Source organism: Serratia sp. TSA_105.2 (assembly GCF_052692115.1).
In genome coordinates this window covers 109,314-128,548 of sequence record NZ_JBQZFT010000006.1, presented here as the reverse complement: position 1 = coordinate 128,548, position 19,235 = coordinate 109,314, and the positions used below count along the sequence as shown (strand labels likewise).

The 19,235-nt window shown below is 61.0% G+C and carries 18 protein-coding genes, 1 tRNA gene and 1 pseudogene; 12 read left to right on the top strand and 8 right to left on the bottom strand.

The annotated features are described in order from the left end of the window. The first annotated feature begins 5 nt into the window (after positions 1-5). A complete protein-coding gene (locus ACUTSC_RS18210; protein ID WP_197768330.1) occupies positions 6-998 on the top strand; it encodes an acyltransferase family protein in 993 nt (330 codons plus the stop codon). On the opposite strand, the gene ACUTSC_RS18205 is transcribed toward ACUTSC_RS18210, so the two are convergent. The 4 genes from ACUTSC_RS18205 to ACUTSC_RS18190 all read right to left on the bottom strand — a co-directional run bounded on the left by ACUTSC_RS18205 (position 993) and on the right by ACUTSC_RS18190 (position 4,942). Beyond that, positions 993-1,916, bottom strand: coding sequence for a helix-turn-helix domain-containing protein (locus ACUTSC_RS18205; RefSeq protein ID WP_197768329.1), 924 nt, complete (start codon positions 1,914-1,916; stop codon positions 993-995). The genes ACUTSC_RS18210 and ACUTSC_RS18205 overlap by 6 nt on opposite strands. Before the next feature lie 2 nt (positions 1,917-1,918). Next, a complete protein-coding gene (locus ACUTSC_RS18200) occupies positions 1,919-2,470 on the bottom strand; it encodes an isochorismatase family protein (RefSeq protein ID WP_060441240.1) in 552 nt (183 codons plus the stop codon). Between the two features lie 100 nt (positions 2,471-2,570). Next, on the bottom strand, positions 2,571-3,959 hold the full coding sequence (locus tag ACUTSC_RS18195) for an amidohydrolase family protein (protein WP_147840578.1): 1,389 nt from the start codon (positions 3,957-3,959) through the stop codon (positions 2,571-2,573). A gap of 128 nt (positions 3,960-4,087) precedes the next feature. Beyond that, complete coding sequence (locus ACUTSC_RS18190) at positions 4,088-4,942, bottom strand: LysR family transcriptional regulator (RefSeq protein WP_043148293.1); 855 nt, start codon at positions 4,940-4,942, stop codon at positions 4,088-4,090. Positions 4,943-5,068: 126 nt separating this feature from the next. Between ACUTSC_RS18190 and ACUTSC_RS18185 the strand changes: the two genes are divergently transcribed. The 4 genes and pseudogenes from ACUTSC_RS18185 to ACUTSC_RS18170 all read left to right on the top strand — a co-directional run. Further along, entirely contained in the window at positions 5,069-6,268 is a 1,200-nt protein-coding gene (locus ACUTSC_RS18185; RefSeq protein WP_197768328.1) for a cyanate transporter, read from the top strand. Positions 6,269-6,343: 75 nt separating this feature from the next. After that, entirely contained in the window at positions 6,344-7,687 is a 1,344-nt protein-coding gene (locus ACUTSC_RS18180) for an esterase-like activity of phytase family protein (RefSeq protein WP_197768327.1), read from the top strand. A 98-nt stretch (positions 7,688-7,785) separates the two neighbouring features. Further along, positions 7,786-7,880 (top strand) — tRNA-Sec (locus ACUTSC_RS18175). A gap of 170 nt (positions 7,881-8,050) precedes the next feature. After that, positions 8,051-8,338: pseudogene (locus ACUTSC_RS18170) on the top strand (hypothetical protein); the annotation flags it as partial. 159 nt (positions 8,339-8,497) lie between these two features. On the opposite strand, the gene ACUTSC_RS18165 reads toward ACUTSC_RS18170, so the two are convergent. Further along, entirely contained in the window at positions 8,498-8,824 is a 327-nt protein-coding gene (locus ACUTSC_RS18165) for a hypothetical protein (protein ID WP_197768318.1), read from the bottom strand. A 566-nt stretch (positions 8,825-9,390) separates the two neighbouring features. Here ACUTSC_RS18165 and ACUTSC_RS18160 point away from each other — a divergent pair. Further along, positions 9,391-11,118: a colicin-like pore-forming protein gene (locus ACUTSC_RS18160; RefSeq protein ID WP_443006816.1), complete on the top strand. Its 1,728-nt coding sequence runs from the start codon at positions 9,391-9,393 to the stop codon at positions 11,116-11,118. Positions 11,119-11,134: 16 nt separating this feature from the next. Here ACUTSC_RS18160 and ACUTSC_RS18155 read toward each other — a convergent pair whose 3' ends face one another. The 3 genes from ACUTSC_RS18155 to ACUTSC_RS18145 all read right to left on the bottom strand — a co-directional run bounded on the left by ACUTSC_RS18155 (position 11,135) and on the right by ACUTSC_RS18145 (position 13,112). Beyond that, on the bottom strand, positions 11,135-11,473 hold the full coding sequence (locus tag ACUTSC_RS18155; protein WP_161726095.1) for a colicin E1 family microcin immunity protein: 339 nt from the start codon (positions 11,471-11,473) through the stop codon (positions 11,135-11,137). A gap of 67 nt (positions 11,474-11,540) precedes the next feature. Next, complete coding sequence (locus ACUTSC_RS18150) at positions 11,541-11,900, bottom strand: TonB family protein (RefSeq protein WP_197768317.1); 360 nt, start codon at positions 11,898-11,900, stop codon at positions 11,541-11,543. A 309-nt stretch (positions 11,901-12,209) separates the two neighbouring features. Beyond that, a complete protein-coding gene (locus ACUTSC_RS18145; protein WP_197768316.1) occupies positions 12,210-13,112 on the bottom strand; it encodes a LysR substrate-binding domain-containing protein in 903 nt (300 codons plus the stop codon). A gap of 140 nt (positions 13,113-13,252) precedes the next feature. On the opposite strand from ACUTSC_RS18145, the gene ACUTSC_RS18140 reads away from it, so the two are divergent. The 6 genes from ACUTSC_RS18140 to ACUTSC_RS18115 all read left to right on the top strand — a co-directional run bounded on the left by ACUTSC_RS18140 (position 13,253) and on the right by ACUTSC_RS18115 (position 19,118). Next, the gene (locus ACUTSC_RS18140) at positions 13,253-14,788 is read left to right on the top strand and encodes an MFS transporter (protein ID WP_084826997.1); all 1,536 of its coding nucleotides are present in this window, start codon (positions 13,253-13,255) and stop codon (positions 14,786-14,788) included. 41 nt (positions 14,789-14,829) lie between these two features. Continuing rightward, a complete protein-coding gene (locus ACUTSC_RS18135; RefSeq protein ID WP_197768315.1) occupies positions 14,830-15,873 on the top strand; it encodes an HlyD family efflux transporter periplasmic adaptor subunit in 1,044 nt (347 codons plus the stop codon). Next, on the top strand, positions 15,870-17,315 hold the full coding sequence (locus ACUTSC_RS18130; protein ID WP_197768314.1) for an efflux transporter outer membrane subunit: 1,446 nt from the start codon (positions 15,870-15,872) through the stop codon (positions 17,313-17,315). Before ACUTSC_RS18135 ends, ACUTSC_RS18130 begins: the two co-directional genes overlap by 4 nt. After that, positions 17,296-18,069 (top strand): siderophore-interacting protein, encoded by a 774-nt coding sequence (locus ACUTSC_RS18125; RefSeq protein ID WP_060423466.1) that lies wholly within the window; start codon positions 17,296-17,298, stop codon positions 18,067-18,069. The genes ACUTSC_RS18130 and ACUTSC_RS18125 overlap by 20 nt, the downstream gene beginning before the upstream one ends. Positions 18,070-18,090: 21 nt before the next feature. Beyond that, a complete protein-coding gene (locus ACUTSC_RS18120; RefSeq protein ID WP_060424270.1) occupies positions 18,091-18,534 on the top strand; it encodes a universal stress protein in 444 nt (147 codons plus the stop codon). Positions 18,535-18,605: 71 nt separating this feature from the next. Beyond that, on the top strand, positions 18,606-19,118 hold the full coding sequence (locus ACUTSC_RS18115) for an Mpo1-like protein (protein ID WP_197768313.1): 513 nt from the start codon (positions 18,606-18,608) through the stop codon (positions 19,116-19,118). The last annotated feature ends 117 nt before the right edge of the window (positions 19,119-19,235 follow it).

Sequence of the window (19,235 nt, the reverse complement as noted above, 5' to 3'; positions counted from 1 at the left end):
AGCGTTTGAGCGAGAAAATCGGCTGGATAGACAACCTGCGGGCGATGGCGTGCATGATGGTGGTGATGATCCACGCCACCACCTATTACGTCACCAACGGCGCGGCGATAGGGCTGCACAACTGGGATATCGCCAACGTGCTGAACTCGCTGTCGCGCGTGTCGGTGCCGCTGTTTTTCATGATTTCCGGCTACCTGTTCTTCGGCGACAAGAGCGCCGGCCGGCGGCATTTCACCCGTATCGCCTGCTGCATTCTGTTCTACAGCGCCATCGCGCTGATCTATATCGCGGCCTTTACCAAGATCGGCTTCTGGCCGTCGCTGCGCGCCATCCTGCAAAAGCCGGTGTTCTATCATCTGTGGTTTTTCTATGCCATTGCGGTGATTTACCTGCTGTCGCCGCTGATCAGCGTCAAGCCGGTGTCGCGCCGTTACCTGGCCGCCGCGCTGGTGGTGTTGGCGGCGATCGCCAACCCGAATACCGACAAGCTGACCTTCGGCAACGTGCACCTGCTGCCGGTTAACCTGTATATCTACGGCGATACCTTCTACTACCTGCTGTATGCGCTGGCCGGGCGGGCGATTGGCATGATGGAGGCGCGCGGGCGCGCCGTGGGCTGGCTGGCGGCGCTGGGATTTGCGCTGTGCGTGGCGCTGATCGCGCGCGGCACCAAGCACCTGCTGTTCATCAACGGCAACTTCGCCGATACCTACTACATCTACAGCGGCCCGCTGGTGTTTATGGCGGCGGTGGCGCTGCTGGTGTGGGTGAAACACTGTTTGCCGCAGCCGATCGGCTGGCTGAGCGCGTTCTCCCGCCATTCGCTGGCGATCTACGGTTTTCACGCCCTGATCGTCAACGTGATGCGCAGCCGGCACCTGGATTTCACCGGCCACCCGCTGCTGGATATCTTCTGGGTGTTCGGCGTGGCGCTGGGGCTCAGCCTGCTGCTGTCTGTCGGCCTGCAGCGGCTGGATACCCGCCGGCTGGTATCATAGCGGCGAGCGCTGGCGCTGCTGGGCGCGGCGCAGCTGCCGCCCGGAAGAAAAGCCGGCCGCCAGCGCGGCCTTCTCCAACCCATATCCTTGCTGCAGGCGCTGTTGCGCCACCGCCAACCGCAGCTGCTCATGATATTCCCGCACGCTGATGCCGACGTGGCTGCGAAACAGCCGCGCCAGGTGGCGGCTGCTGACGTGCGCTTTTTCCGCTACCTGCGGTACCGACCAGTCGGCCTCCGGCTCGGCGGCCATCACGTCCTGCGCGCGGTGCACCGCCGGGTGCAGGTGGTTGCGGTAGCGCAGCCAGGGCGACAGCTGTGGATCGTCCCCCGCGCGGCGGAAATAGACCACCATATCGCGGGCGACGTCGCGCGCCCGGCCGGAGCCGCAGTGGCGGTGGACCAGGTGCAGCGCCAAATCAATGCCGGTGGTGATGCCCGCGCTGGTGTAGACGCCGCGATCTTCGACGAAGATACGGTTCTCTTTCACCTGCGCCGCCGGCGCCTGCAGGCGGATACGCTCGATAACGTCGTGGTGGGTGGTGCACTGATAGCCGTCGAGCAGCCCGGCCTGCGCCGCCAGCAGCGCGCCGGAACAGATACACACCAGGGTGATGCGCTGCCGTTGCAGATCGGGCCGCAGCGTCGCCAGCCAGTGGCGTGCCTGCTCGGCCTCTTCTCCGGCGAAATAGCGCTGCGAATCGCCGACGCCCGGCAGCACCAGAATGGCGCCGTCTTCCAGGCGTTCGGGCAACGGCTGCAGGCCGCTCAGCGTCATGCCGATGGAGCAGACGATCTGTGGCGCCGGGCTGAGATAACGCAGGCTGAACTGCCCCGCGAGGCGCAGGGTTTCCGCCGGGCCGCTGACGTCCAGCGACAGCACATTGGGCAACAGCAGAAAATAGACGGCCTGCGGCATGGTTACTCCTGTGCGAGTTGCGCCAGCGCTTCATCCACGCTGGCGATGCGGGCGAAACGATCGACCAGTACGGTTTCAGTATGCCGCTTCAGCTGCGCGGGGGTAAAGACTTCGCCGTCGGGATGGCGCATCGGGAAGGTCAGCGTCGCCTCGGTGACGAAAGTTACCCGATAACCGAGATCGGACGCCACCCGGGTGGTGGTTTCGCAGCACTGCTCGGTACGGATGCCGGAGACGATCAGGTGGTTGATATCCCGCTCGCGCAGCCAGGCGTCGAGGCCGGATTCGGTCAGCGCATTGTGCACATGCTTATGCACGGTGATATCCGCCTGGTGGGTGAGGAACGGCAGGCGCTGCACGTGGCCTGATGCCAGCGAGAACGGCCCCTGCGGCGAAACGTGCAGCACGTCGACCAGCGCCGCGCCGCGTTGTTGGCAGCCTGCGATCAGGCGGGTCAGCGCCTGCTGAAACGCCGGCAGATCGTCCTCCTGCCAGAATGGACGGTGCTGGAAAGATTGCTGAACATCGATGATCAATAACGCGCTTTGTGACATTTTCGGCCCTCCGCCAGTGTGTGTAGCGACCATCTTGCGCCGCGCCTTACTCTGGCAGAAGGCCAAAAACGGCCATCATGATGACAACAGCGGACCGACCTTAGGCTTTGCTCACCTGGCCGGCCACCAGACGCCCCTGATGGAAGGTGGCGCTGCGCGCCGGCAGGCGGGCGACCGCCTCGGCGGAGCAGCTGGCGTTGACCAGCACGAACTCGGCGGCGTCGCCGGCTTTCGGCCAGGCGCGCTGCCCCTTATCGTCCAGCGGCAGCACGCCGCCGGTGGAGATGGCCATGGCGCGCGACAGGTGATACTCGTCGGAGCCGCGGTACAGCTGGGCATACAGGTTAGCCTTCTCCAGAATGTCGCCGGTGCCGAACGGCGACCAGTGGTCGATCACGCTGTCGGTGCCGGTCATCACGAACACCCCTTTCTCGCTGAGCTGCGGCAGCGGCATCATCAGGCCGCCGATCGGCACCGTAGAGGCGATGGTGATCTGCTGCGCCGCCAGCCGGGTGGCAGTTTCCGCCAGTTCGCCCGGCGTCAGCGTGGTCAGGGCGAAAGCGTGGCTGATGGTGACCTTGCCGCGCAGCGCCGGGTTTTGCTCCACGGTGGCGATCATGTAGTTAATGGCGGCGACCCCGGCCGGGCTGGTCTCATGCAGGTGGATATCCACGCCTTTGCCGGTATCGAGGGCGATCTGGAACATGGCGTCCAGCGATTTCTCCATCGCGCCGTCGACGTTGGTCGGATCGAGCCCGCCGACGTACTGCACGCCCATCTGCATCGCTTCGCGCATCAGCGCATCGACCCTGGAGTGCAGCAGGCCGTGCTGCGGGAAGGCAACGATTTCACAGCTGAAATCCGCCCGGTGGTTTTCCAGCGCGCGCTGCAGGTGCTCCAGGCTTTTCAGGCCGCTGACCGGATCGATATTGCAGTGGCTGCGCGCCACGGTGCTGCCTTTGGACTGCAGCAGGGCGATCAGGTTTTCCGCCCGCTGCTGCGAGGTGGGCAGCAGTTTCGGGATCAGCGTCTGCTCCAGCGCGATCATGTCCATGATGGTCTTGCCCTGGCGCGGGCGCGGCGCCTGCCACGGGCCGCTGTAGAAGGTTTTGTCCAGGTGGATGTGCATGTCGCGGAACGCCGGCAGCAGCAGCTGGCCCTGCGCCTGATAGCGGGGCACGCCGGCGGGCAGGGAGGCGTTGGCGGCGTGAATGGCGGCGATCTTGCCGTCTTTGATCTCCAGTGTGTACAGCGCGGTGCGGGTGCCGATCACCGTTTCGCCGTCGTATTCAAAGCCGTCTTCCAGCCGCACCTCACTCAGGCAGTAGTGGCGATCGGTCAGGGTCATCGGTGCCGGTGCGCACTGCCCGTCGCCCGGTGACGCGGCCTGCGCCATGCCGCCCGTCAGGCCGATCACCGCGCAGGCGGTGGTGAGTTTGCCGGTTTGGCTGAGGAAGGCTCTGCGGCCCGGTTGTTGAGGGTTTTCCACGTTCGGTTCCTTAATCCAGAGGTGAGGGGTGAAAACATCCCCCAATTTAGGAGAGGAACCGGCCGGTTGGCAGCGACATTTGCCACTGGTGACTATTCGATTTGGTAATGATCGGCGTCTGCCGGCGTTTATTTCAACCCGCAAAACACCGCCAGCCGCTGGGCCAGCGCCAGCGTGGCGGCGGGAGCGCCGTCGCGGTAGTAGAGCGCCAGTTCGAAGCTGTCTATCGGCGGTAATCCCTCGGCCTCGCCCAGCACCCGATGCGTGGGCAGACGGCAGCCGGCCGGCAGCAGGGTGACGCCCAGCCCGGTGGCGGAAGCGGCGGTTAGCGCCGCCAGACTGGCGCTGCTGTAGCCGATGCGCCAGCGTTTGCCGAGGTTGTCCAGCGCCTGGCACAGCTCGTCGCGGTACAGGCCGTTGAGCGGAAATACCGCCAGCGGCACCGGCGATTGCTCGATGGCCGGGAAGGCCAGGCTGTCCAGCCACAGCAGCGGTTCCGGCCGCGCGGCGCGCGGCGGTTGCCGGCGGCGCTGCTTCACCAGGATCAGATCCAGCTCTTCACGCGCGTAGGCGCTGTGCAGATCGGCGCTCAGGCCGCTGGCGACGTCCAGCCGCAGGTGCGGGTGTTCGCGGCTGAAGTCGGCCAGCAGTTCGGTGGTGGGCACGGCGAAATCCTCCGGCATGCCGATCCGCAGCACGCCGTCGCGCCAGATGCCGGTCAGCGCGTCGTGGGCTTCTTCATTCAGCGCGATGATGCGGCGCGCGTAGCTCAACAGCTTCACGCCTTCTTCGGTCAGCAGCACCTGATGCGAGGAACGCTCAAACAGCGGCTTGCCCAGCATCTCTTCCAGCCGGCGCACCTGCTGGCTAACGGTGGACTGCGACAAAAACACCCGCTCTGCGGCGCGGGTGAAGCTGTTGCTGTCGCATACGGCGACGAAGCTGAGCAGCAGCTGCGGATTGAACATCGGGTAGCGATTCATTTTCCCACTGTTGGCTATTTTATTATTTAATTTCCCAATACTAGCGGCGTTGCCTACAGTAACGCAACGCTGCGGCGATCGCGCTGTGACACCGCACTCTTCATTTCGCAGTACCAGGAATATACCGTGTTAAATCATTCTGTTAATTCATCCTCTCCGCGCCGCTGGTTCAACCCTCTGCTGCTGGCGCTGGTGTTGATCGGCCTGAACATGCGGCCGCTGTTGACCTCGATCGGCCCGTTGCTGCCGACGCTGCGCCAGGCCACCGGGCTGAGCTTTGGCGGCGCGGCGCTGCTGACCACGCTGCCGGTGCTGATGATGGGCCTGATAGCGTTGGCGGGTGGCGCCATCAACCGGCTGTTCAACGAACGCAGCGCCGTGGCGTTAAGTTTATTGGCGATCGGGCTGGGCGCGCTTTGGCGCGAACTCGCCCCCGGCAGCGTGCAGCTGCTGATGAGCGCGGTGCTGGGCGGGCTCGGCATCGGGGTGATCCAGGCGGTCATGCCCGGCATCATCAAGCATCATTTCCTCAAAAGTATGGCGCTGGTGGCCGGGCTGTGGTCGGCGGCGCTGATGGGTGGCGGCGGGCTGGGTGCGGCGATCACCCCGTGGCTGATGAGTGCGGGGCACGACTGGCACAGCGCGCTGGCCTGGTGGGCATTGCCGGCGCTGGTGGCGCTGCTGGCCTGGTGGCCGGTCAGCCGCGGGTTGTCTCGCCTGAGCGCGGCGGGTGAAAACCGCGGGCCAAGCCTGCTGCGCAACCGGCGCGCCTGGCTGCTCGGTGCCTATTTCGGCCTGATCAACGGCGGCTATACCAGCCTGATCGCCTGGCTGCCGCCGTATTACATGCAGCTCGGTTGGCAGCCGCAGGCCAGCGGTTCGCTGCTGGCGCTGATGACCTTTGGCCAGGTCGTGGGCGCGCTGCTGCTGCCGGCGCTGGCGCGCAATCATGACCGGCGGCCGCTGCTGCTGCTGGCGCTGATGATGCAACTGATCGGCTTTATCGGCCTGATTTACCTGCCGCAGACGCTGCCGTGGCTGTGGGTGCTGCTCTCCGGGCTGGGGCTGGGCGGCGCGTTCCCGCTGTGCCTGGTGCTGGCGCTCGATCACCTGCATCAGCCGGCGGCGGCCGGGCGACTGGTGGCCTTTATGCAGGGCGTCGGCTTCCTGTTGGCGGGCGTGACGCCCTACCTTTCCGGCCTGCTGCGCGACTACAGCGGCGGCTTCGTACTGGACTGGCAGATCCATGCGCTGCTGGTGGTGGTGCTGATCGTCATCACCTGGCGCTTCCACCCGCACAGCTACCGGCGGGCGTTCGCCGAATAATATTTCTGTCATTGCCGCTCCCTATAGTGACGTTGCTTTTACTTCTGGGCGATAACAACGAAAAGGGACAATGACATGCACAACACCAAAACCCGGCTGGCGCTGCTGGTCGGCTGCATGGCGCTGAGCGCCAACCTGTGGGCCGACGCGCAGCCGGTGCAAGCGACGTTGGCTGGGCATGCGCTGCTGCCGGTGAAATCCGCCGTTTCCACACCGAAGGACGCGCCGAGCGATCTGCAGCAGAGCGGCAAGTACACCAGCGGCAAACGCGTCACCGAGCTGGGCAGCGTGGCGGGCAAATCCGCCGATCGCCTGACCGGCCTCGGCCTGCCGATCGACGGTCAGCCGCTGCAGGGCCACTCCGGCATCAAACACATGCCCGACGGCACCTACTGGGTGCTGACCGACAACGGCTTCGGCAATAAGGCCAATTCGCCGGACGCCATGCTGTACCTCAATCACTACAAGATCGATTTTAAAGACGGCACGGTCGCGCCGCTGAAGACGGTGTTCCTGCACGATCCGGATAAAAAGGTGCCGTTCCACATCATCAACGAGAGCACCGAGAAGCGTTATCTGACCGGCAGCGATTTCGATCCGGAAAGCTTCCAGTTTGCCGACGATGCCTTGTGGATCGGCGAAGAGTTCGGCCCTTACCTGATCAAGGCCGACCTGAACGGCAAAGTGCTGGCGGTGTTCGACACCCTGGTGGACGGCAAGGTGGTGAAATCGCCGGACAACCCGACGCTGACCCTGCCGGGCGCGCCGGACGGCAAGCAGAACTTCCAGGTGGCACGCTCCAAAGGCTTTGAAGGCATGGCCGCCTCGCCGGACGGCAGCAAGCTGTACCCGCTGCTGGAAGGGGCGCTGTGGGACGGCGAGCAGTTCGAGAACGTCGGCGGCAAACGCTACCTGCGGGTGCTGGAGTTCGACGTGAAACAGCAGGCCTGGACCGGCCGCAGCTGGCAGTACGTGCTGGAAGACAACCAGAACGCCATCGGCGACTTCAACATGATCGACGCCACCCACGGGTTGGTGATCGAGCGCGACAACGGCGAAGGCACGCCGGATAAAGCCTGCGCCGCCGGTGCGCCGACCGACAACTGCTTCAGCCAGGTGGCCAAGTTCAAGCGGGTGTATAAAATCGCTTTCTCGGACGCCAACGTCGGCAAACCGGTCGAGAAACTGGGCTATATCGACCTGATGAACATTCAGGATCCGAACAAGCTGGCGCGCAAGCCGCTGAACGACGGCGTGCTGACCTTCCCGTTCTTCACCATCGAGAACGTGGACGTGGTGGACGCCAACCACATCATCGTCGGCAACGACAACAACTTCCCGTTTTCCTCCAGCCGCCAGCCCAATATGGCGGATGACAACGAGTTCATCCTGCTGGACGTGAAGGATTTCCTGAAGTAGCGCTCCTCGGCCGCCGAATCGCCGGCGGCCGCCATTTCCCGCTTAGCGCAGCGAACAAACTGCGCTATAATCAGCGCCTTGCTTCTTCTCTTCTCCAAGGAAGATCCTCGTCCCCGGTGGGGCGGCCGGACTTCAAATCCGGTTGGGGCCGCCAGCGGTCCTGGGCAGGTTCGACTCCTGTGATCTTCCGCCAAATTACTGTTTCCCTCACTTTCTTAAATTCAACAAAATCCTATCCAAGCGAGTCAGCTTGCAGACATTTTTTTGGGAAAATAACCGTTGTTCGAGTAATGAGCTTTGATGTGGTTCTCTGGCATACTGAGCGAATTACAGCGTTGTAAGTCAGATTAAAGCGGAGGCGATATGTCAGACAAGCACTTAACCCAATCACCGACAGGTGAGTTTGTTATGTTTGCCAGCGATGACGGCGAAGTACGCGTTGAATGTCGTTTTGAGCAAGAAACGCTGTGGTTGCCCCAGGCGACCATCGCGAATCTTTATCAAGTGACTCCCCAGGCGATTACGCAGCACATCAAAGCGATCTACGAAGAAGCGGAACTTGAACAAAACGCAACCTGTAAGTCTTACTTACAGGTTCAGCAGGAAGGGGCCCGTCAGGTAAGTCGCAATATCCTGCATCAAGTTTGCCCTTAATTGGCCCCCAGATTACAGAACGGCTTCAAAGTTCATGCTGCCGCTGATATGCCCCCGGCCCATTGCACTAGGGCCAGAGGTATCAGTTCTGGTTCGTTAAGTGGAATGCTTATAAACAGCCTGAACCGCGGGGGGAGGCAATTAAGTATATACAGGCTAGGGCTGATAAATAGTGCCTTCATGCATCTGCGACAGATGGTTGCTCGCCTGTTCACTAAGTTCCGACAGAGCGGGAAGCAGATGCGCAGAGGCTTTGAGCCAGGCGCTGATTTGCACCCTGCTGTTTGTTGAGATTGATGTCCCGTTCTCCAGTGATTCAGCCAGATACGCTAACCCATGACATAACCCTTCTGCGGATTCCTGAGCTACGGCGCTGAGATCGCACAATTGGATATCGCTGAGTTTGTAGAATTGCAGGTCGGCAATGAGGTTGCGGAAGATAGAGATGGAGCTGTCGGTAAGTGTTTGATTCATATCAGTCATGATGATGTACCCTTGAAGGATGGTTATCACCACTGCCAAAGAGTTCCAAGCTTTGGTGGTGGCCCAGACAGGTTTGGAACTCCGGCCCTTCAATCACCGGCCAACCTTGCGGTTGTCCTGCCTGAGCCACCGAACTGAGTGTGCACGTAGGCACTGAAAAAACACAAGTCTTTTCAGAGTTGAAGGGGACGGGGTTCCAATCCCGGTCGCGGATTTTGCCGCAGCAAGAAGACTATATTCCGGGGATAACGCACAGAAAATAGTCTGGACGAATTTACAGGCGTTTGTTGCGGGGATTGGAATCGGGCTCGCAAAAAGCGTAGCAGTGTTAAACTCTGACCAACCCGTCTCTTAAACGTTACCAGCATATCTATCGCTTAGGTGCGCACACCTGCACCAGCCATTACCCGTCATGTTTTGATCCAGTAGCTTGTTCATTCTAACTGCTTGTTGTGCCAGATACCTCACAAATGAGAGTGAATGTCATTTGATTGTTCTTGGTGGATGCAGCCTATACAGTCGATTTTACTGTGCATTTGTACAGCATCAATCAGCGGAGATAGCCCATGCTTTTTAATGCAAATACCAAGTTTAAATATCATTCACCGGATGATGGCGACAGCATGACGGTGACTGGCGATCGTCCCAGTCGACCTGGTCCCAGCGGCCCCACGGGTAATGGTGGCGATAGCGGCGGTGGCAGTGGTGGTACTGTCAGCTGGCAGGTTATGCAGCCTGGCGATGTGCTTGTCTCCCGATATGGCAAGGTCATTATCAATGCTCAGGGGCAGCCAACGATGAACGGGGTCATCATGAACTATGAGAATTCATCGTTAGTGGATGATGGTGCGGGCGGTGCAACCCGCGTACTGAATTCCATCATCGATGCTGCCAAACCGCCGGCCGGCCAGAATTTTGGCAATAATGCCAGCATTTCGGATGGGCGCTATGCCGGCAAAAACCCGGCGGCAGACTATACCCTTCCGCTGGCTATCTTTACGGCGGTCCGTCGCGGCCAAATCCCTCCTGGTTTCTGGCTTGACAACAACAAGGTTATGACCGAGATCACGCAAAAATACGAGATCAACGGCGGCGGCAAAGGGAGTGATCGAACTGGATACAGAAAATCCAATGTGGCGGTGCCCGGCCTGACCAATGCCTATCAGCAGTGGCAAAAAGAACAGCAGGACATTGCGCAACAGGAAGCCAAGCGCAAGGCGGAAGAAGAAGCTCGGCATAAAGCGGCCGAAGAGGCGAAACGTAAAGCTGAAGAAGACGCCAAACGCAAAGCGGCAGAGGCGGAAGCCAAGCGACGCGCCGAGGAAGAGGCGAAACGCAGGCAGGCTGAATGGGATGCTCAGAATAATGAAAAGGCTCTGCAGCAAAAGATCAAGGATACACAGTCAAAAATCGATGCGACTCAGAAAAACATTGATCAGGGCGTTCAGCAGCGTTCCCAACTCGAGAGCCAACTCCCTGCGTTGGTCAGTGAGCGTGACAGGCTGATTAAATTATCAAAACAAGGCAGCAAATCAGCCCAGGCGGAGGCCAGAAATGATCTGGAGGATGCGGCAAATCGGGTTAACCAATTGAACGCCAACATTGAAAAAGCCAACGCAGCGGTGCTGCAGGCACAACAGCAACTGGCACAATATCATAAGGAAAAAGCTGATGCCGAGGCGCGTTTGAATCAAGCTCAGGCAGAAAGGAAAGTCCGAGAAGAAGCCGAAGCCAGGAAGAAAGAAGAGGAGGCGATGAAAGATGCCATCAAGACGACGGCGGACTTTTACAAGGAACTGACGGAAAAATTTGGCGAGCAGTCTGCCAAGGTGGCCAAAGAGCTGGCCGATGCGGCCAAGGGGAAAACGCTCAAAAATGCGGAGGAGGCGCTGAAGGCGTTTGAGAAGTACAAGGACGTGCTGAACAAGAAATTCAGCGTCGCCGATCGCGAAGCGGTGGCCAAAGCGCTGGCGTCGGTGCGCCGAGAGCATATCGCCCAGAACCTTGCCAAGTTCAGCAAGGCGTTCTACTACACAGGCAAGGCCATCGATGCCTACGATGTCTTCGTTGTCGAGTTGCCTAAAGCGATCCAGACGCAGAACTTCAGACCCCTTTTCGTGAAGATTGAGACCATCGGGGCGGGCATGGCCGCCACGGCGCTGACGGCGTTTGCCTACAGCGTGATACTGGGTACGCCGCTGGGCATTTTTGGCTTTGCCATCATCATGACCTTGGTCAGCGTGCTGGTTAATGAAAAGCTTGTGGAGAAGGTCAACAAAGCCGCCGGGATTTAACGTAAAGCAAGGCCGCTTACGCGGCCTTTTTATTTCTGAGGAACAGGGCAAGCAGATACAGGGCGCCCAGCGGCAGGGCCATGACAAAACAGAAGGCATAATACAGGATCAGCACCCCACCTTTGCCGATGGTATCGGCGAACAACCCACGGTGCCAGAATGCTTCACTGGTGAACTGCAGGGCGGCCGTTTCAATGGCTTTTTTGGCGAAGGGATACAGCAACAGACTCAGGATGGCGGCGACCAGAGAGAGCGGGACATTCACGCTGGGCTGGAAGAGATGGATATAATAGAGCGCGATAAAAAAGTACGTCACGCCCCACACCTGACTTTTCCAATAATATGCTTTGGTCATTCTCGCCTCCCTGGGTCCCGGTCCCTTTCATCTTTCTCGCTTGCCATCGTACCGGCTTTGCGGGCGATCAGCGAAACGGAACCCCGTTGCCATAGACCGAGTTGGTCGGTTTGGTGGTGAAGTTAAAGGTAAATTCGCGATCCTTCACCGGCTGATCGCGTTCAAAGCGCCAGCTTTTCATGGCGGTCAGCACCGCCTCGTCAAAGACACCGGCAGGCTTCGCCTGCACAATACGCACATGCCTGACCGTGCCGTCGCGCTCGATATCGTATTTCACTTTGACGACGCCACTGGTGCTTTTCGACAGGGCCTGTTCGGGGTAAACGGGGGCAGTTTTGATGACAGCTTTAGGGGATGGTGCGGCACCGAGCGCCAGTGCAGGTGTCAAGCAAAGTAACAGCAGAGCGGCAAACGTAGATTTTCTCATGTCATGATCCATTGGTTAAAAAATAGCAAGTATAGTGTAAGGCTGAGAATTCATTCCTAAATATAGAGCAGATCTCAAAATGCTGATTTGGTAACCCAGTGAATAACTGATGTTTTTACCCAAGACGTCTGAGTATGCGCAGGGCTTCGGCAAAATGCCATATTACCGGCTTATCTGGCAGGCGTATTTGGGTTCTGCCGCGAGCGTCTCTTCTCCCCAACCCCCAACCCCCAACCCCTAACCCCTAACCCCTAACCCCTAACCCCTAACCCCTAACCCCTAACCCCCAACCCCCAACCCCTAACCCCTTCACTCCCTTTGCAAAAAGAACTGCTTTATGGTCTGCCGCAGCCAGCGGTGCGCCGGGTCGCGATCGAGGCGCGGATGCCAGGCCTGCACGATAAACACCGATTCCAGCTCGAGCGGCAACTCGATCTCCGCCAACGGCAGGTGGATGTTGCTTACTCCCAGCAGCACGTGGCGCGGCAGCGGCAGGATAAAGTCTGATTTCATGGTTAGCATCATCGCCGAATGGAAGCCCGGCAGGGTCAGGGCGACGTTGCGCTGCAGGCCAAGATCGCGCAGCGCGTCGTCGATCGGCCCCTGCGTACGTCCGCGGCGAGAAACGCTGATATGCGGGTAATGGGTCAGGGTTTCGGGCGTTACCTGGCCGATGATCGGGTGACCAGGGCGCACCAGCGCCTGAAAGGTACTGGTGAACAGGCTCTGCGTCTTAATTTCCGGGTGCCAGTCGCGTGAGGAACCGATCACCAGATCCACCTTGCCGCTGCGCAGCGCGTCATCTTCGCCGTCGCTTTCGGCGATAAACTTCAGGCCGCTTAACGGCGCCATGTCCCGCAGCGTCTCCAGCAAGCCGCCCGCCAGCGCGCCGATAAAAATGTCGTTGGCGCGAATGGTGAAGGTTCGGGTCAGCTTGCCGGGCTCGAAGGATTCACTCGGCGCGATCAGCGCGGCGGCCTGTTCGATGATATCGCCGAGCTGGCGTTTCAACTCCAGCGCGCGCGGCGTCGGCACCAGATGCTTGCCGGCCCTGACCATGATCGGATCGTCGAACTGCCGGCGGATGCGCCCCAGAATGCGGCTCATCGCCGGGGCGCTCAGATTCATCTTCTCGGCGGCGCCGCTCACGCTGCCTTCTTCCAGCAGCAGATTCAGCGCATAGATCAGGTTGAAATCAATTTTTTGCGGCATGGCCTCTCCGGTGGTGGTGCGCTCAATGGATTGCGTTTTGTGCAACTAGTTAATTACATCATTTCATTTTAAACAATCGAAATAAGCCCGGATACTGCCCACGACAACAAAGATTGAGGCTGAAACAGCAGGAGTGGGGAATGGTTGAGGTGTCTGTTACGCCGCACCACAAAAATCGATGGCTCGCCAGCGCCGGCGAAATCAACGGCCGCACCTGGCTGGGGCTGTTCGGCGTGTTTTTGGCGGTGATGGCCAGCGGCGTGGGGGAAAACGCCAGCAAGTTCGCGCTGGCGGATATACAGGGCGGCATGCTGCTGAGCTTCGATGCCGGCAGTTGGCTGACCACCTGTTACGTCACCGGCTTTGTGATCGGTTCCGGGTTCACGCCCTGTTTTTGGCCGACCTTTTCGCTGCGCCGGGTGGCGTTGACGATGTGCGGCATTTACCTGGCCGGTGGGCTGCTGACGCCCTGGCTGGGAGAACAGTATGGCGTGCTGCTGGCGGTGCGCAGCCTGCAGGGCTTCGCCGGCGGCGCGTTGCCGCCGATGCTGATGACGGTGGTGCTGCGTTTTATGCCGCCGCTGATCAAGGTGCTGGGGCTGGGTGCCTACGGCTGGGTCTCCGCCTGGAGCGCCACGCTGGGCGCCACCGCCGCCGCCTTCGCCTTTCACTGGGGTTGGAGCGGGTACTTCTACTGGAACCTGCCGCTGATGGCGATCGCTGCGGTGTGTATCGGCTACGGTCTGCCGCAGGATCCGCTGCGGCTGGAGCGCCTGCGGCAGTTCAACTGGCGCGGCCTGCTGCTCGGCGGCGTGGCGCTCGGCATGCTGACGGTGGGCATTTCACAGGGGGAGCGCCTCGACTGGCTGAACTCGCCGCTGATCTACGTTTTATTATTGGGTGGCGGCGGATTATTGGCGTTATTTCTGATTAACGAATGGTATCACCCGCTGCCTTTTTTCAATTTGCAGCTATTAAGCAAAAGGAATTTGTCCTTCTCCTTAATTACGCTGGGTGGCGTGCTGTTAATTATGGTGTCGCTGGTCAATATCACGTCGGGATATTTATCCGCGATTCAGGGCTATCGTCAGGAACAAACTTCCGACTTAATGCTGTGGGTGGCGTTGCCGCAATTAATTACGCTGCCGATTGTTGCCATGATATGCAATACGCCGCGGGTGGATTGCCGCTGGGTGCTGGCGATCAGCCTGCTGTTGATGGCCACCGCCTGCGTGCTGGCTGCCCAGCTGACGCCGGAATGGAACGGCGACACGTTTCGCGTTATCGCGCTGTTGCAGGCGGTCGCTCAACCGATGGCGATCATCCCGTTGCTGATGCAGGCGACCGGTGGGCTGTTGCCGACCGACGGGCCGTTTGCGGCGGCCTGGTTCAACGCGGTGAAGGGTTTCGCCGCCACCGCAGCCGGCGGCGCCATCGCGCTGCTCAGCCGACAGCGTGGGGACTATCACGCCGGCACGATCGCCGACGGTTTTGGCTCGGCCTACAGCCGCGCATCGGGGTCAGCGGAGCAGTTGGCGCAGCTTGCCGCTCGGCAGGGCCACGTGCTGGCCAGCGCCGATCTTTATCTGTTGGTTGCCGGCCTGGCGTTATTACTGACCGCGCTGATTTTATTTATGCCGACCCGTATTTATCCGCCGCGTTCGGTCGCCGCCTGACATTTTATCATCAGAAATAAATATTAAGTGGAGTCACTTTTATGGCTAACAAGAAAGTCGCCGTCGCCGTATTGGCGGTTACCGTCATTACGCTGGGATTATTAATCAATAAATTCCTTATTAAAGAGACACAGCAGAATACCAACGACGCCTATATTCGCGCCGATATCTCGCGTATTTCTCCGCAGATTGCCGGTGAAATTGCGCAGGTGTTGGTCAGGGACAATCAGTGGGTCAAACAGGGGGAGTTGCTGGCGGTGATCGACCCGCGTGAATTCAACGTTGCTCTAGCGCAGGCGACGGCGCAGGAGCAATCGGCCCGCGCCCGGCAGGACGACGCCAGGGCTAACCTCACCCGCCAGAGCGCGCTGATCGCCGCCGCGCAGGCGGAGCGGCAGGCGGCGCAGGCGGAGCTGGCGTTTGCACGCCAGGAGCAGAACCGCTACCAGAGAATGGCCAGCAGCGGCGCGGGTTCGCAGCAGGCGGCGCAGCAGGCGACGACGCGCGTGCACACGCTTTCCGCCAACGTGGCGCAGGCGGAGGCGACGCTCAAAGCGGCGAAAAATATGGAGCAGGTGCTGCAGGCCAAGCTGGCGGACAGCGATGCCGAACTGATGTTGGCGCAGGCGAAGAAAGCGATGGCCGAACTGAACCTGTCTTATACCCGCATCACCGCGCCGATCGGCGGCGTGGTCGGCAAGAAAAGCCTGCGGGTCGGGGAGTTCGTCAAACCGGGCGATGCGCTGCTGGCCATCGTGCCGCAGGACAAGCTGTACATCATCGCCAACTACCAGGAAACCCAGCTGGAAAAAATTGCGCACGGGCAGTCGGTAGACATCCATATCGATACCTTTCCCGGCCAAACGCTGAAAGGGCAGGTGGACAGTATTGCGCCGGCTTCCGGCGTCAGCTTCGCGGCCGTGGCGCCGGAGAACGCCACCGGCAACTTCACCAAGATCGTTCAGCGCATCCCGGTGAAGATTGTGTTCGATATCAATAAAGAGCACGCCACCTTGCTGAGCGCCCTGCGCGTCGGCATGTCCGCAGACGTCAGCATCAATACGCTGGACGGAGGCGTGCAATGAACAGGGCCGTGATCCCGCTGCTGTTGATTGCGCTGAGCGGCTGCCAGGCGGTAGGGCCGGACTACGCTCGGCCGCAAAACGCGCTGCCCGAGAGCTGGGGTCAGCAGGCCGGCGGCGGGGCGCTGCCGGTGGCCTGGTGGTCGATATTCAACGATGCGTCGCTGACGCAACTGGTGCAGCGCGCGGCGGCCGGCAACCTGGATCTGCAGCTCGCCACGGCGCGCATGCAGCAAAGCCGCGCACTGCTGGGCGTGACCGAGGCGGCGCTGATGCCGGATCTGAGCCTGGACGGCGCCTATCAGCGCCAGCGCGCCACCTCGGTGGGCAGCATGGATCCGTCCGGCAACGGCGGAGAGGCGGATTATAACCTCTGGCGCGGCGGATTCAGCGCCACCTGGGAGTTGGACATGTGGGGCAAGCTGCGTCGCGCATCGGAAAGCGCGCGCGCCGGCTTCGCCGCTTCGCAGGAGAATCGGCGCGCGCTGCTGACGTCGGTGACGGCGGAGGTGGCGAGCGACTATCTGCGTCTGCGCGCCACGCAGCAGCAGCTGGCGGTGGCGCAGGAAAACCGCGCCACGGCGCTGCGCACGCTGCAGCTGACGCAAAGCCGTTATCAAAGCGGCGCGGGCAACGAACTGGATATCGATCAGGCGCAGGTGCAGTTGGCGCAGGTAGATGCCCTGCTGCCGACGCTGTTCGATCGACAGGAACGCTTGATCAACGCCATCAGCCTGCTGTTGGGCGAGCGGCCGGGCGCGCTGAAAGCGATGTTGTCGCCGACGGGGCCGCTGCCGGCGCTGGTGCGCGCGGTGCCGATGGGTGTGCCGTCGGATCTGGTACTGCGCCGGCCGGATATTCGCGAAGCGGCGGAGCGTTTGCATCAGGCGACCGCCGAGATTGGCGTCGCCACCGCCGACTACTATCCGCGCATCACGCTGACCGGCAACGCGGGCTACCAGGCATTGGCGCTGGCGGATATGGGCAGCTGGTCCACGCATACCTTCGCCATCGGCCCCGCCCTGTATCTGCCGCTGTTCGACGGGGGGAAAATCACCCAGCGGGTGCGCCTGAGCGAATACCGGCAGCAGGAAATGGCCATCGCCTACCAGCAAACGGTGCTGCGCGCTTGGCATGAGATCGACGACGCGCTTTCCGGTTACCGCGCCCAGCAGCGCCGCCAGACGCATCTGGCCGAGGCGCTGGCCGCCAACCGACACGCGTTTGCGCTGGCGCGCGACAGCTATCTGAACGGCGCCAGCGATTTTATCCACGTTCTGAGCACGCAGCGCGCGCTGCTGGATCTGCAGTCCGCGCAAATTGTTTCACAGGAGGAGACGGCGATCGCCGTGGTGAATATCTATCGAGCGCTGGGCGGCGGCTGGGAACACACCTACCCGTCTGCGGCGCCACAGGAGAAGGCTGATGCACAACACGCTGAATAAGATTGTCGACGAGATGCTGGAAAGGGATACCCGCCGTAAACGCGAGGCCAGGGTGAGCGCCGTGCGGCAAGTCACCGCCCGGATCCGCCGCATCACGTTGAGCGGCGACGATGTGGATAAGTTTATCGCCGACCCGCGCGCGCAGGAGCCGGCCAGTTGGATCAAGGTGTTCTTCCCGTGGCGCGACACGCTGGCCGGGCGGGCCTATACCCTGAGCGGCATCGACAAACTCGCCCGCACCTTCGATATCGATATGGTGCTGCACGGCGAAGGCCCGGCGTCGAACTGGGCGCGCGACGCGATGCCGGGCGACAAGCTGGGGTTCGCCGGCCCTTGCTCCGGCGGCTTCCGGCTGTTGCCGCAAACTCGCTGGCTACTGTTGCTGGGCGATGAGACCGCGCTGCCCGCCATGCGCACTATCCTCGCCTCGCTGTCTACCCCGCTGCCGGTGCTGTGGTTCGCCGAAGTGGGCGATGCGCAGGAGATTCAGGATGTCGATTGCTCCTTTTTGCAGATGAACAGCTGGCAAATACGCACCCGGCATTTCGACAGCGTGATGAACAGCCCGCTGGTGCAGGCCGTCAGCCACTGCGAACTGCCGGCCGGGGAAGGGCAGGTGTGGCTGGCCTGCGAACACCAGGTCGCCGCGTATCTGAAGGCGCGTTTTATCAACGAAATGGGCATCTCCCGCGCCGCCTTGTTTGCCAAAGGTTATTGGAAAAAGGGCGAAGCTAATTTCAAGGGCGCGATGTAACTCGGGCGAATGAGGATGGTTATGATTGAGAGAGTGTTATTGGCGGTGGACTGCTTTGAACACAGCGGCAACGCGCTGGATTTTATGGCGCGTCTGCAAGGCAGCATCGGCGGCGTGATCGTACTGACGGTGGTCGACAATGCCTTCACGCTCAGCCGCAGCGGCCTGCGCTTCGACAGCGACGAGCGCGAAGAATATCCTGCCGCCCAGCGCGAAGAGGCGCTGGCGGAAAAGCAGGTCGGGCAGGTGACGAGGGCGTTGCAACAGATGGGCTTCAACGCCCAGGGCCTGCTGGCTGCGGGGGCGCCCATCGAGGTGATCCCGGACCAGATGGCTTTGTTCAACTGCGATTTGCTGATCATCTCGCACCGCCACCTGTCTTCGTTGGGGCGCTGGCTGAACGCCTCCGTCACGCGCGGCCTGCTGGATGAGATTGGCCAACCGGTCTTGGTGATCCCGCGCTAAGCTATGGGTAAGGGCAGCCGCATGCGGCTGCGCGTGTTCGGCGACGAAGGCCGTACATACCGGAGGTCAACATGCGAAATCTGGAAGATCAACTTGCCGCTTATGCCGCCTATCATCGCGATGCGCGCAATATCGCCACGCATTTTATCGGCATCCCGCTGATCGTCGTCAGCCTGCTGGCGCTGCTCTCCCGGCCGGCGTGGGGCGCGGGAGGGCTGCCGTTTTCGCCGGCCTGCGCGGTGGTGATCGTCGCGGCCCTCTATTACCTGCGGCTAAATCTGCGCCTTGGCGCCATGATGCTGGTGTTGCTGCTGCTGTGCCTCGGGTTCGGCGCCTGGGTGGCGTCGCTGTCGACGGCGGTGTGGCTGAGCATCGGCATCGGCGGCTTCGTGATCGGCTGGCTGTTTCAGTTTGTCGGGCATTTCTGGGAGGGGCGAAAACCGGCGTTTATGGACGATGTGACGGGCCTTATCATCGGCCCGCTGTTCGTGCTGGCGGAAGCCTGCTTCCTGGCCGGCGGGCTGCGCGAACTGCAACGGAACATCGAAATGCGCTCGGGCAAAGTGCGTAGCGGGAGGGCATGAGGTGGGCTTGATTCCTACGGTGACGGACGCTGATGTCCGCCCCCTCCCGCTGCACTTTTAACAAATTTGCAAAAGTCTTTTAGCCTCCCGCCTGCTTATCTTTGTTGTGATCAATGT